This window comes from Bacillus sp. FSL R5-0585 (assembly GCF_038004545.1).
Taxonomy (GTDB): Bacteria; Bacillota; Bacilli; order Bacillales; family Bacillaceae_G; genus Bacillus_A; species Bacillus_A cereus.
Map to the genome: position 1 here is coordinate 4,970,119 of NZ_JBBORJ010000001.1, position 13,505 is coordinate 4,983,623.

Genomic DNA, 13,505 nt, shown 5'->3' on the forward strand with positions numbered 1-13,505 from the left:
ATGTTTGTGTAAGAAACATCGATAGTGGCAAGAGTAGAGAGTGTATATAGTTGAAAATAGAGAATAGAAGAAATGAGGGATGTCGAGATGAAAACAGTGTTAGAAGCAAAAAATATTGAAAAAGTATATGACACGGGTGGTAATAAATTTGCAGCGTTAAAAGGTATTAACTTACAAGTAAAAGAAGGTGAGTTCGTTGGAATTATGGGACCTTCAGGTTCTGGTAAGACGACTCTACTAAATGTTCTTTCTACAATTGATAATGCGACGAACGGTGAAATTTTAATTGATGGAAAAGATATCGTAAAAATGAATGACGATAAGTTAGCGTTATTCCGCCGCGATCATTTAGGTTTCATTTTCCAAGATTATAACTTATTAGATACGTTAACGGTGAAAGAGAATATCGCTTTACCACTTGCGTTATCAAAGGTGAAAGCGAGTGAGATTGATCGCCGCGTTCTTGAAATCTCAAAGAAATTCGGTATTGATCATATTTTAAGTCAGTTCCCATATCAAGTATCTGGTGGACAGAAGCAGCGCTGCGCAGCATCACGTGCGATTGTTACGAATCCAAGTATGATTTTCGGAGACGAGCCAACTGGAGCGCTTGATTCTAAATCTGCAACAGATTTACTTGAAAGTATGAAGTCGTTAAACGAATATGATAACTCAACAATTTTAATGGTAACGCATGATGCATTTGCAGCAAGTTATTGTAAACGAGTTATTTTCATTAAAGATGGTGAACTATATAAAGAATTGCACCGCGGTGAATCGACGCGTAAACAGTTCTTCCAAAAAATTGTTGATGTAATGTCTTCTATTTCTGGGGGTATGGCTGATGACCTTATCTAGCATTGCCCTCCGCAACATACAGCGGAACTTTAAAGACTACTTTGTATATTTTGCATCTATGATTTTTAGTATCGTTATTTATTTTACATTTAAAGCATTGCAATACAATTCACAAATGGAAAAAGCTGCAGAAGCTTCAAAAAAAATTAGCGGAGCGTTCCAAGTTTCAAGTGTCATGCTTATCATTTTCGTAGCAGTGTTTATTATATATTCGAACGGTTTCTTTACACGTAAACGTAAAAAAGAAGTTGGCTTATATTCGTTATTAGGTATCCGTAAAAGACAAATTGGTAAAATGCTCTTTTATGAAAATATGTTAATGGGATTAATGTCTTTAATTATCGGTATTGCGATTGGTAGTGTCCTTTCAAAATTATTCCTTGAACTGCTAGTAAGCATGATGGGATTAAACTTAAATGTTCATTTTGAAGTACCGATGGCTGCCATTATTGATACAGCACTTATTTTCTTTGTGATTATTTTATATACATCACTTCAAGGATATCGTTTAATTTATCGATTTAAGCTAATTGAACTTTTCCGCGCCGAACGTGAAGGAGAAGCAATGCCAAAAGGATCAGTTATTATGGCATTAATTTCAGTTATCTTAATCGGTTCAGGTTATTTTTTAGCATTAATGTTCATGAAAGCAGTTAAATATGCAGACTTTATGGCAGTTGCACTTTATATTTTATTGGCGACAGTATTAGGTACGTACTTACTATTTATGTTCTTTACAGTATTCGTATTGAAACGTGCAAGAAATAATAAATCATCGTTTTATAACGGTATGAATATGGTAACGACGTCGCAGCTACTATATCGTATTAAAGGAAATGCAAAATCACTTGCGACAATTTCTATTTTAAGTGCGGTAACATTAACAGCGGTTGGTACGTCTGTTACGATGTATTACAACACATTTACGCAATCAAAAGCAGTTGCACCATATAGCTATTCTTATGAGAAAAAAGATGCAGCGTTTGATAAGAAAGTAAATGCGATTTTTGCAGAAGAGAAGAAAGATCATCCGATTAAAGATCAATTTGAAATTGAGACAGTTCCTGTAAAAGGGAAGTTTGAAGGAGATAAAGTTGATTTCATCTTTAATATGAACTACAGTATCTCAGAGAAATATCAATTTATGTCTCAATCTGAATTTAATAAGCTTGCTAAGAAAATCGACGCAGAAACAGTGAATGTAGCTGCTGATGAAGCATTTATATATGATAGTTCGTATATTGAAGGACATGAGTTTAGTCCACAATATAAAGGAAACAAAGCAGTATTCCAAATTGGGAACGAAACGAAGCAATTAAAAATCCAAGGTGCAAATGACGTTGCGATTACAAATTTAGGTGAATTAGTTGTTGTCGTTTCAGATGAAATGTATGAACAAGCGAAACAAGCATTTGGAACACGTATTGTAAAAAATATTGATGTGAAAGATGAGAAAAACAGTAAAGTGTTAACGGAAAAATTAACAAAAGTGATGCCAGCTGGTGAATCAGAAATGGTGTTATCATTTAGAGATTTCTACACTGGTTTCCATATGGGGCTTGAAGGAACAGGATTAATGATGTTTATTGGAATGTTCTTAGGGCTTGTATTCTTACTAGCAACAGGTTCTATCATTTACTTTAAACAATTAACAGAAGCAAATGCTGATCGTGAGCGTTATGTTGTACTTCACAAAATAGGGGTCACAAAACAAGAAATGAAAAAAGCTATTGCAAAACAAGTAAGCTTTATCTTTGCAATCCCGTTAGTAATCGGAATCCTGCACAGCTTGTTTGCATTAAAAGGTTTAGGGAACATACTACCATTTGAAATTATGATTCCGCTTCTAATTAGTATCGGAGTATACGGCGCTATTTATATTGGATATTACTTCTTAACTGTTCGTTCTTATTATAAGATCGTGAGTGCGAAGTAATAAGGGGCAGCTATCGCTACAGGCGATAGCTGTTTTTTTATTCTTCATAAAATCTTAAGAAACTTCCTCAATTTTTATTAAGAAACGATAGTTATACTTAGACACAAGTTAAAAACTACCGAACGAATGAGGAGAGGTTTATATGCAACTCATAACATTCTTACATGAATTTATGAAACATCCGAAACATACTGGTGCAATTGCGCCAAGTTCAAAAATATTAGCAAAGAAAATGGTCGATGTAATTGATTTTAATAAAGCGAAATGTATTGTAGAGTTAGGGCCTGGTACAGGGGTCTTTACGAAAGAGATTATGAAGAGAAAAAAGAAGGAAACAATATTTCTTCTTATTGAAATTAATGAAGTGTTTTGCAAAGAGCTAAAGAGAAAATTTAAAGATGAGCAGAACGTCATTGTTATGCACGGTTCAGCTGAAAATATAAAGAAGTATATGGAAGAGTTCCATATAGAATGCGTGGATTACGTTTTATCGGGATTACCTTTTACTTCTTTACCAGAAGAAGTTTCAAAACGTATTTTAAACAATGTAATGGAAGCGATACATGAGAATGGTGAATTTATTACATTTCAATATTCACTTGTGAAAAAAGGATTTATACAGCACTTCTTTCCTGAAATTACGCTAGAGAAAGTGTGGCTCAATTTCCCACCAGCGTACGTCTTTAGCTGTAAAAAAGAGCTAAGGAGAGCGTATGCATAATGGAATTACATGAATTATTATCCTATATTGAGCAGTACGGTTATTGGGCATTATTTTTCTGTTTATGGTTAGGTATTATCGGTATGCCAATTCCAGATGAAATGATTGTTATGAGCGGAGGCTTTGTATCTTCATTAGGTATATTAAATGTTATTCCTGCGTTTTTATTAACGTATTTAGGCGTTGTGTCCGGACTTTCTTTAGGCTATATATTAGGGAAAATATTTGGTACAAAAGTACTTGATAAGCTAATGAAAAAGAAAAAAGCAAAGTATGTTGTGAAATCGCAAGAGATGGTAGAGAAGTATGGTCATTATGCATTAGTTACAAGTTACTTCATACCAGTTGTAAGACATGTTGTACCGTATTTAGTTGGAATGAATAACATGTCATTTAAGACGTATGCTTTGTATTCTTATACGACAGGATTTCTTTGGACACTCGTTTACTTTGTGCTAGGTTCTTTATTTGGACAACATATTGAAAGTATTGTAGCAGTTGCGATAGAGTATGGCTTGTATTTTGGCGTGATTGTTTTTATTGTTACAGGTATTCTTTATTTATATAGACAAAAAAGAATCACACTGATGAGTAAATAGAAGTAAAAAAAGTTTCTTCCAGTATGAAGGACAAGATAGGATTATAAGTATAAAATTATCTTTATTTAATGGTAAAATATAGGTAAGTAGTTAAGGGAGGAAGAGCGTTGTGCTACTCATTTTTAGCCTTATCTTAATTGGAATTATGTGCAGTATGAAAATAGTATCTTTACACATGATAGAACGACAAAAGGTAGAGGAACGATATGTATATTGTCCAAAATGTGATACAAAAATTAGAAGAGGAAATTCAGCTCCTTTTTGTTCGAAATGTAATTTAATATTTTAAAAATAAAAAGTCCGAAATCACTTTATATAGTTTCGGACTTTTTATTTTTAAGTAAACATTAATCCACCTAGTTCTCTTTCGTTTGTTTATTAGCTAAAATGGATTATGAATAACAATAGTATGTAAACGAAAATAAATATAAATGTACACATGGAGTGTTATATTTGGAGATTTTAATCATAGTAGGATGCCTATTAATAGGAATTATTTTGATTAGTATAAGTATCTATCGATTTGTTAAAGAAATAAAAGAAAAAAATTCAAAGAAAGAGAAATGGAAAGTAGTAGCTGGAAATTTGATAGAGTTATTTAGTGATCCATTGCACGGAGCACCGTTCTATTTTTTAACTGGGGGTCTCTTTTTTGTAATCGGGCTGTTATTTCTTTCTATGGGAATGGGATGGCTTGAAATTGATTAAGGCGTATTAACAAAGATGTTTCATAGTTGTATTGCGAAGAGGAGAGAGCAAATGCCAGTTATAAGAGATATACAATTGAGTTTTCTAAAAGTAAAAGAGCATACTAGAAGCACTGAGACATTACAGTTAGCATCTACAAGCAACTACGATGAAGATATCTCTTTTGGTAAAGAGACGAGCTGTATTATTTCTTTATATTGTCGACATATGCCAAAGTTAAGAATGGAGTATGAGAAAGGTATTTTGATTCATTGTGTGGATGATATTTCATTACTCGATGAGTGGGAGAAGAAATATCGAATTTTCCCTGAATATATGAATGCTTTTGTGGAATATGGGAGTGTGAGGGATTTTCCATATTTATCAGATAGAGAGAAAAAAGAATTAGCCCTTCAAATCGTTCATGCGGAAATGAAGCGTTTAGCTGTGAAATATGATTGGGATATAGAAGAGTTAGAAAAAGTGAAGAATAAGATACTAGAATTGAATTATAGAAACGAGTTCGTATATATAAAAAAGAGTAGTCCGAATAAAAAATACGTATGTAATATAACATGTCAGCATGAAGTGGCTTATGCTGACGTGTACTTAGAAATAAGAGAGTATAGAACGAGGCGGTTAATCAAAAAGGAAAAGCTTATTAGAGAAGAAGATATGTATAAGATGTTTCATCATGTTAGTGAAGTGGCTTGGAAGTTAAATCATAAAGTGCTACTGATGAATGATAAAGGAAAAACTGTATGGATGTTAACCTTTTTAGAGAAAGATATCCCAGCTAATTTAGTTTGGAAGATTGAAAGAATAGATTGAAAATAGATGAGAAGTGGAGTGCATATGATGGAGACACAAATCGTTATTGGAGTACCTGGTTTATGGAAAGATAGAACAGAATTAATACAAGAAGTTGTGAGTAAAAGTAACTATATATTAGCGGGAAATGTGATGCACCATAAGGAGAAAGAGATTGGCTTTGAAATTGATATATATGAACAAGACCCTTCTTTGAGAGAGGCTTTCTTCTATGCAGGTGGTGAGCGTTTTAATGAAGAATTGCTTCAGGAGTTGGAGAAGCATACTTATACAGTGTATATTATTGCAAAAGTTGACGATACAGAGAGATTACAAGAAGTAATTGATGTAGGAATGGAACTTTTAAATGCAGGTGGACTTGCTTTAAAAGTTGAAACAGCAGGTGTGGCTTATTTGAAAGAAGAATGGCAAGAGCTTGCAGAGGATAAGGAAATCTTCCCGATGTATTCGCACCTTGTAACTTTAGTTGGAGATGAAGAGGACGGTTATTATTCATGTGGAATGCAAGCATTTAATCTACCAGACGTTGTTTTAGACGGAGGGATAGATCCGGAAGTAGCTGTAGATTTATTGAATGATTTTAACCTACATAATATATTGGAAAAACCTAATTTGAAAGATGGAGATACAATTAGTTTCACAGAAGATGCTCCAGTGTATCTCTTATCTCATTATATAGATAATCGTTATGAACAAGAGGATCCATTTTATAATCCGTGTGGGGTATGGAAGTTAGAGAGTGCTTCGGCAAAGAAATCTATCTTTCAAAAATTGGGGAGTGTGCTAAAAGGATGGAAAAATACATAAAAGAACAGAGGAGTATATGTGATAAATATAAAGCGGAGTATGTAGAATCTCCGAATGACTTGAAATTAGGAATAGCGCAAAATGTGAAAGATGGTATTGTTCCGATTAATGGGTTACGAATGCCTATAGAAAACGGAACGACAGGTTGGTACATTTGGGCTGGTGAAGAAATGGGGACAGAAGAAGATTTCTTTCTTCCTTTACATGTTCAACATATTGATGAATGGGCACCTGAAATAAAGAAGTATTTAGGGTTACCACCTGGTTGGAGATTTTTAATTGCTGGAGATTACGAGGACGTGTGGTATGATCCGAATTTGTTTGATGAAGATTTAGAAGAGGATACAGATGAATGGGAAGAAAATATGCTACAAGAGTATGGATGGTACATGCATAGCATATTAGCAGAAGATATTGATGGCATCCATGCTAATTATCATACGCATGGTCTAAGAGATAACTTTAATCATCAAGATTTACAAATAGCATTAAATATGGATCCTGAAGTCGCGCATAGTGTTTTTTGTACCATAATAGAAGAAATAAAGAGCGGAAAAAAGTTTGAACAAGGGATTGAGTATACGGATATTATTGAAGGATATCCCATTATTATGAAGTCTTTCGTAGAGATGGATCGAGAAGTTTTGAGGGTTTTATTACCTGATGAAAGAGGGATTCTTCCTACTAGGTCAGAGTGTGATGAGTGTTATAAGACTCAATTGGATAGTATTGAGGAAATTTGATAAAAAAAGAGCTTGAAACTATTCAAGCTCTTTTTTTATCACTATTTATGTCTTAAAATATGCTCAATCTCATGCAAACTTAATTTACTTGCCTTAGCAATCGTTTCAAGTGGTATACCAAGATCATACATATTTTTAATCATTTGAATTTTCCCCTGTTGAATGCCTTTTTCAAGCCCTTTTTCAATGCCTTTTTCAAGCCCTTTTTTAATTCCTTGTTCCATTCCTCTTTTTATTCCTTCTGTCTCTGCATGGGCGAATTTTGCTGCTTCATCCATTAAAACTTTCTCCCTTGCGTCATAGGCTTGTCGGAAAGAAGAATCCTGACTCATACGTTCCCATTTATTTATTGCTTTTTGTAAAATAGGGTCTTGGTTCATAGCAATATCCTCCAATAGTTTAGTTAAGTGCTCGTCCTCATTTGCTGAAAGCAATAAAAGCCAACGAACAAATGGATCTTTCCACGGATTTACTTTTTCTTCATGCCATTGTTCAGTTAACTTTGGAATTTCTATAATGTGGATTTCTATGTCTTCACTCAGGATTTTTTGTTGTTGTGTATTCCATAATATGCTCGTTGTATGGAAGGCTGGGTGTTCCGAAAACATTACGAAGTTTAGTAAGTTTATGGTGATGGTTTTGTGAAGTGCACTGTAGGGCATCCCTTTTTGTAGTTGAGATGTGTATAGTCTTCCCCAATAATATAAACTGCGTTTAACCATATCGTGATTATTATTGAGTTGTATTTCTACATTAACTTTTGTTCCTGTGTCTAATGTCGCTGAAATGTCTAAAATAGATAACTTATCCTCTTCATATTACCTGTGTAAATGTGGATCTTCTAGTTGTAGAGAAGCAATGGGCGACTCTAAAGACTCTTGTAACATAGCATTTAAAAATGCAATTAGAATATCTTCGCTACCATTCGTACCAAACAATTGTTTAAATGCAAAATCAATGCGTAAATTAACTAACTGTTGGTTGAACAAAGTTTGTCCTCTCCCTTATATGAAGGTGCTTCTTTCCTTCATTGTACATAAAAAGAACTAGAGTATGCAAACAAGCCATTCTTCTATTTTTTAGTAGTGTTATTAGAATGTCACAGGTAAGTATGGTTATGTTATACTCTAGTGAAATTAAAAAAATATTTTTGTTTATATCGAGGTGAAGATGCTACATATGCAAAAAGATATTTTAAAACTATTAGATAAAAAGCAAAGTAAGTATGAATTTCCTGCCTTTGATAATGAATATATTGATATTTCACAAGTGAAATTCTCTCTTTTCTTTAAAGATACTAAGGATTGGCTAATGGTGTTTCAAATTGTTGGTGTAGGTTCATTAGGTGTATGTAATGATATTCAAGTATATGGCGATAGAATTACTCATTCAATGGGTGATGATTGCATTTTACAATTAAATAATGGCGATTATGAGTTGTTTGATGATGAAGGTGAATTTATACCGAATATTTATAACGGCAGTTTAAAAATTCGCGAGCATCATTTTGAATATGAATTTACAGAAGAAGATTATATAAATAATGGAATAGAAGTACAAACGACAGAGCATTATCCAACATACTTCATGCGTATGCTTGCTACTAATGAGGAAGCTCAAAAATTATTGTGGTGGGATAAAGGAGAAATTTTAGAAGAGTTCGGTTTAGAAGGCGACTGGAAAGTAGCGTATGAAACGGAAGAATGGAAACATGTTGAAGACGAAAAAGTAAGTGAAAATGAATTCTTCCAATCAGTAGCCGCTGCAATAGAGAAGAAAGATCCAAGTGTTATTGTGAATGAAAATGCTAATACGCATTGGAGAAATTGGGTAGAGTTTGATTGTGACTGAAAAGGATAGGAGAAAGAATAACAAATGAAAAGAAGAAGAAAATCCGGAGAAAAAGTACAAATGCATCGTTTTGCACTACCTCTATGCTACGGAAGTGAAGCGCCATATTATTATTACGAGGTAGCGCCCCATGAAAGAGAGGGACGCATCCATTTAACATCGGATCTTTGTGTAATGGATGATGAACATTATTTTATTAGAGGATGTTTAGAGATTCCTATCATTGACTACCACGAAAATTTCATATGGACTGTTTGGGTATCACTTAGTAAAGAAAGTTATGATGAAGTATTAGAAAAGTGGGATGAGAGAGGCCGAGAAAATAGTGATCCTTATTTTGGTTGGTTATCTGTAGAAATACCATTTTATCCAGAAACATTAAATTTAAAAACAAATGTACATATAAGAGAAGTTGGAACGGCACCGTATGTTGAATTAGAGCCAACCGAGCATCCTTTAGCAATCGAACAAAGAAATGGAATTACTTTAGAGAGAGTTAAAGAAATACAAGAAATGATTCAACGACATAGCTAGATTAGAAGAGAAAAAAACGAGTGCTAGCACTCGTTTTTTTCTTTACACAACCGCAGGATTATAAATCATCGTAAAGTGTCCTGGTAATAATTCAATGTGACAAGGTGTATGAAGCGAGCTTTCTCCATCTGTATCTACTTCTTTTTCTTCTTTCGTTTCAATATGAATGGATTTCGCTTTTACGTGGAAGATGTCATTTTCATTTGAGTCTTCAAATAGTTTCTTTCCGATGTAATCTTTAAATGCTTGAATACCTGTTGATTTGACTACGAAAATATCAAGTGTTCCATCATCACATTTTACGTTCGGAATAAAGGATGGAATACCACCAAGATATTCACCATTTCCAACCATGACAAGGACAGCTTCGTCTTCATATACTTGTCCGTCATAAGTAATTTTTACCGGGAATGTTTCAGCATTTTTTACAGTTCGAATTGTGCTTAAATAGTAACCGATTTTACCAAGCTTTGCTTTTTCTTCTGCATCGATATTGTTTGATACTTCAGATACGAGTCCAATGCCCCAGAAGTTTAAGAAATGTTGTTCATTTGCTTTTGCAACGTCAACTGGTTTTACGTGTTCCTTTGTGATAAGTTTTGCTGCTTCTGCAATGTTTTGCGGAACACCAAGTGTGCGAGAGAAGTCATTGCAAGTTCCACCTGGAATGATTGCAAGTGTAGGTCTAGTTTCGAGAGGTGCTAAGCCATTTGTGCATTCAAATACTGTTCCATCACCACCAAAGACGATAATTAAATCTACTTTACTAGCAAACTCTTGGCAATATTTTGTTGCATCACCTTGTTTTTTCGTATGAAGGATATGTAGATCAGGAAAAGCTGCGGCAAGAGGTGGTACGATTTTTGTTAAATTTGTATGTAAGTCACCTTGACCAGCTTTCGGATTTACGATGAGGAGTACTTTTTCAAATTTTGTCTTTGTCATATTTCATCTCTCCCTGTAGTTTGTAATGGAAAGAAAGGAGCTGTTCCCATGTATTTTAGAACAGCTTCTCCCTATTAATTGGATGCTAACATTGTCAGTTATTGTCGGTAAGTCGATATATTAAAAAAATCGCCGATATACATTTTATGTACTATCAATTTTTTAAGTTATACGATTACTCCGTTACAACTGAAGCGATAAATGGTAAGTTACGATATTTCTCAGCACAGTCGATACCGTAGCCAACGATAAATTCGTCTGGAATTTGGAAGCCAACATATTCAGCTTTTAAGTCCACTTTACGGCGTTCTGGCTTATCAAGTAATGTACAGAACTTGAGTGCTTTTGGTTTATGCATAAAGAAGTGGTCTTTTAGGAAATGAAGTGTTAAACCAGAATCGATAATATCTTCTACAACAATTACGTTTTTTCCAGTAATGTTTACGTCGATATCTTTTAGTAGTTTCACTTTTCCTGTTGTTTCTGTTTGATTTCCGTAGCTAGATGCAGAAATAAAGTCAATTGTTACATCATTTTTGATGTGACGAATTAAATCAGCAGCAAATACGAATGAACCTTTTAATACTGCGATAACTACGATTTCTTCTCCTTCAAAGTCACGTTCGATTTGAAGTGCTAATTCTTTCACTTTTGCTTGTAATTGTTCTTCAGAAATTAAAGTGTCTTTTATTTCAATATTCATTGTAATCCTCCTACAGTGTAAAACTTGCGAACATTTCGACTGTAAAGGATAGAATAGAAAAAGTCAAAGGAGATAGTAATTTTTTACAAAGATAACGCCAAAATCATCTGATGATATGATATACTAAGTGTATTAAGAAAACGCTTCCATAAAGGGTGAATATGATGAAGAAGAAACAGTACACAAGTGTAACATTTATAAAAGCATTACTTTTAACAATTGTTCTTGGCCTGTTGGCTTACGTAATTGATGTACCTGCGATTCGTATTTCATTAATTGGAATGACTTTAGTGTTAGGAGCAATTTCGCACGGTATGATGTCGCAGCTAAAAGAAGCTGGACTTGATGATATGAGAGATCATATAGATAAAAAGTAAGAAACCTTCATTATATCGAGTGAAGGTTTTTTTGTTTCTTACAAAAATGTAAGGTAGTTGTAAGGCAAATCGATAGTTGCATAATAGCATTTTGGATAAACTATGGGTGTAAGGTAAAAGGCAAGCATATTTTAGGTAAATTAAGTTTTAGGCACTCTATATGTGAAAAAGGAGTAGGAGGGCATGGAGAAACGTTGGACGACCTTTTCTTTTTTAGCGACTAGTAACACCGTAATGCTAGATGGAAAAATGGATTTTTTGCACTTGTTTGATCGTGAAGATGATCATTCTTCTTCTAAATTTACAATGAAATGGAATAAATGGAGCGAGAGTTGTAGGTTTGAAGAAGAGGCCCCTAACGAAGAGCAAAAGATTATTTTAACAAACCCTATTAAAGCGTGGGTTGTTCAACGTCGTAAGTGTAACGTCAAAAATCACTTCAAGAAAACTGAGCCGAGACAATTAGTTATCGCTCCGGCCCGTTCTACTTCCAAATCACGCGAAAGTAACATGTAAATAATTGAGACACACACCCGAAAAAACATCGTACATATTGCGATGTTTTTTTCTTTTTCTACAATGAAATCTTTAAATGAAATATATTTCATCTGCATCTTATATTTATATCTCTTGCTTATTCTAGTAATACATCCGGTGCGAGTTGATGTGAATAAAATATAAGGAGAGAATTAAGATGAAAAAGAGACTATTACCAATTTGTGCAATGGCACTTTTAACAGTAGGATATTCTTCAGTAGCGAGTGCAGATACTGGAACAGTAACAAAGGAAGAAGCGCAAGTGCAACAAGATAAAGCTAAAAAAGAAGAAGCAATTAAGGAACAGCAAAAAAGTGAAGTAGAGAAAAAGCAAGCGGCACAAGTACAAGAAAAAAATGATATGGCTAAAAAAGAAGAAGCAATAAAAGCTGAGAAAAAAAGTGAAGAAGAGAAAAAGAGAATAGCGCAAGAACAGTTAAAAAACGATATGGCCAAAAAAGAAGCAGCGATAAAAGCCGAGCAAAAGAATGAAGTAGTTAAAAAAGAAGTAGCAAAGCCAGTTGTACAAGGTGAAAAATTACCAAATACAGCATCGAATAATGTAGTAATGATGGGATTAAGTGCATGTCTTGTAGCGGTAGGTACATTATTTGGTTTGAATCGTCGCAATAAGATTAAAGCGTAAATAAAATATTTTCCTATAAAGAATGGGATAATTTCATATATTAAAAATGGTAGGTTACTCCTACCATTTTTGGCATGGAGGAATGAAGAATGAAGTTACTCAATTATATCGGTATCATATTGATGGCTATAGGGCTATTCATGGGATCCTATTATGCTGTGGAATGGTATAAAGGAAGAAGCTCTGCCGGGCAATTAACGGCAGAAGAAATAAAGAGCTTTAAAAATATACAAGATACTCAACTTTCTCATGAAACACCTGTAACTTCTCAAGTGCCTTCTTCTCAAACAGAACATAAAGAAGGAGAAAAGGTAGCGATGTTAAACATACCGAAAATAAAGAAGAAGTTTTCTATATATTGGGGAGCAGATGATACGACTTTGAAAAAAGGAGTGGGTATGTTCGTTAGCGATTTAACGACAACTCCATCTGGAGGGGGACATACTGTACTCAGTGGACATCGAGATACCGTATTTACAGATTTAGGGGAGTTGAAAGAAAAGGATACCCTTGTTTTAGAGTATGATAATAAAACGTACACATATGAAATTCAAAAGACATGGATTACTCATGCGGATGATCGTACTGTTATTATAAAAAAAGAAGAACCGATATTAACACTGACAACTTGTTACCCATTTGATTATATAGGGGATGCACCAGATAGATATATTATCGAGGCGAAGTTAACTGGCAGTTATTCAAAGTGAAATTATAGTTTTTGAAAGCA

At 34.0% G+C, this 13,505-nt stretch carries 17 protein-coding genes and 1 pseudogene; 15 read left to right on the forward strand and 3 right to left on the reverse strand.

Annotated elements, in window-relative coordinates:
* Positions 1 to 87 precede the first annotated feature (87 nt).
* From MKY38_RS25585 to MKY38_RS25625, 9 genes are all read left to right on the forward strand, one after another.
* Entirely contained in the window at positions 88 to 858 is a 771-nt protein-coding gene (locus MKY38_RS25585; RefSeq protein WP_000859655.1) for an ABC transporter ATP-binding protein, read from the forward strand.
* On the forward strand, positions 845 to 2,794 hold the full coding sequence (locus tag MKY38_RS25590) for an ABC transporter permease (protein WP_341050111.1): 1,950 nt from the start codon (positions 845 to 847) through the stop codon (positions 2,792 to 2,794). The genes MKY38_RS25585 and MKY38_RS25590 overlap by 14 nt, the downstream gene beginning before the upstream one ends.
* 142 nt (positions 2,795 to 2,936) lie before the next feature.
* A complete protein-coding gene (locus MKY38_RS25595; RefSeq protein WP_153595548.1) occupies positions 2,937 to 3,515 on the forward strand; it encodes an rRNA adenine N-6-methyltransferase family protein in 579 nt (192 codons plus the stop codon).
* Positions 3,515 to 4,114, forward strand: a complete 600-nt coding sequence (locus MKY38_RS25600) for a DedA family protein (RefSeq protein WP_000418906.1) — start codon at positions 3,515 to 3,517, stop codon at positions 4,112 to 4,114. The genes MKY38_RS25595 and MKY38_RS25600 overlap by 1 nt, the downstream gene beginning before the upstream one ends.
* 109 nt (positions 4,115 to 4,223) lie before the next feature.
* Entirely contained in the window at positions 4,224 to 4,403 is a 180-nt protein-coding gene (locus MKY38_RS25605) for a hypothetical protein (RefSeq protein ID WP_001986677.1), read from the forward strand.
* A 164-nt stretch (positions 4,404 to 4,567) separates the two neighbouring features.
* Complete coding sequence (locus tag MKY38_RS25610; RefSeq protein ID WP_000404319.1) at positions 4,568 to 4,822, forward strand: hypothetical protein; 255 nt, start codon at positions 4,568 to 4,570, stop codon at positions 4,820 to 4,822.
* Between the two features lie 51 nt (positions 4,823 to 4,873).
* A complete protein-coding gene (locus tag MKY38_RS25615; protein WP_341050116.1) occupies positions 4,874 to 5,632 on the forward strand; it encodes a hypothetical protein in 759 nt (252 codons plus the stop codon).
* A 27-nt stretch (positions 5,633 to 5,659) separates the two neighbouring features.
* Positions 5,660 to 6,439, forward strand: a complete 780-nt coding sequence (locus MKY38_RS25620; protein WP_048534978.1) for a DUF4261 domain-containing protein — start codon at positions 5,660 to 5,662, stop codon at positions 6,437 to 6,439.
* Entirely contained in the window at positions 6,424 to 7,182 is a 759-nt protein-coding gene (locus MKY38_RS25625) for a DUF4262 domain-containing protein (protein ID WP_000417366.1), read from the forward strand. Before MKY38_RS25620 ends, MKY38_RS25625 begins: the two co-directional genes overlap by 16 nt.
* A 41-nt stretch (positions 7,183 to 7,223) precedes the next feature.
* Here the strand turns inward: MKY38_RS25625 and MKY38_RS25630 are convergent.
* Positions 7,224 to 8,171 (reverse strand): annotated as a pseudogene (locus MKY38_RS25630) (Rpn family recombination-promoting nuclease/putative transposase).
* 190 nt (positions 8,172 to 8,361) lie between these two features.
* Between MKY38_RS25630 and MKY38_RS25635 the strand changes: the two are divergent.
* Both MKY38_RS25635 and MKY38_RS25640 read left to right on the forward strand, forming a co-directional pair.
* Positions 8,362 to 9,033, forward strand: a complete 672-nt coding sequence (locus tag MKY38_RS25635; protein WP_341050119.1) for a DUF7003 family protein — start codon at positions 8,362 to 8,364, stop codon at positions 9,031 to 9,033.
* 24 nt (positions 9,034 to 9,057) lie between these two features.
* Positions 9,058 to 9,567: a DUF2199 domain-containing protein gene (locus tag MKY38_RS25640; protein ID WP_025709997.1), complete on the forward strand. Its 510-nt coding sequence runs from the start codon at positions 9,058 to 9,060 to the stop codon at positions 9,565 to 9,567.
* A gap of 42 nt (positions 9,568 to 9,609) precedes the next feature.
* On the opposite strand, the gene MKY38_RS25645 is transcribed toward MKY38_RS25640, so the two are convergent.
* Both MKY38_RS25645 and hpt read right to left on the reverse strand, forming a co-directional pair.
* Entirely contained in the window at positions 9,610 to 10,512 is a 903-nt protein-coding gene (locus tag MKY38_RS25645) for a diacylglycerol/lipid kinase family protein (protein WP_000167902.1), read from the reverse strand.
* Positions 10,513 to 10,687: 175 nt separating this feature from the next.
* Positions 10,688 to 11,215, reverse strand: a complete 528-nt coding sequence (gene hpt, locus MKY38_RS25650) for a hypoxanthine phosphoribosyltransferase (RefSeq protein WP_001019294.1) — start codon at positions 11,213 to 11,215, stop codon at positions 10,688 to 10,690.
* A 161-nt stretch (positions 11,216 to 11,376) separates the two neighbouring features.
* On the opposite strand from hpt, the gene MKY38_RS25655 reads away from it, so the two are divergent.
* The 4 genes from MKY38_RS25655 to MKY38_RS25670 all read left to right on the forward strand — a co-directional run bounded on the left by MKY38_RS25655 (position 11,377) and on the right by MKY38_RS25670 (position 13,485).
* Complete coding sequence (locus MKY38_RS25655; RefSeq protein WP_002001286.1) at positions 11,377 to 11,592, forward strand: hypothetical protein; 216 nt, start codon at positions 11,377 to 11,379, stop codon at positions 11,590 to 11,592.
* Between the two features lie 183 nt (positions 11,593 to 11,775).
* Entirely contained in the window at positions 11,776 to 12,108 is a 333-nt protein-coding gene (locus MKY38_RS25660) for a hypothetical protein (protein WP_000415613.1), read from the forward strand.
* A 178-nt stretch (positions 12,109 to 12,286) separates the two neighbouring features.
* The gene (locus MKY38_RS25665; protein WP_341050127.1) at positions 12,287 to 12,775 is read left to right on the forward strand and encodes an LPXTG cell wall anchor domain-containing protein; all 489 of its coding nucleotides are present in this window, start codon (positions 12,287 to 12,289) and stop codon (positions 12,773 to 12,775) included.
* A gap of 89 nt (positions 12,776 to 12,864) precedes the next feature.
* Positions 12,865 to 13,485, forward strand: coding sequence for a class D sortase (locus tag MKY38_RS25670; RefSeq protein WP_000771589.1), 621 nt, complete (start codon positions 12,865 to 12,867; stop codon positions 13,483 to 13,485).
* The last annotated feature ends 20 nt before the right edge of the window (positions 13,486 to 13,505 follow it).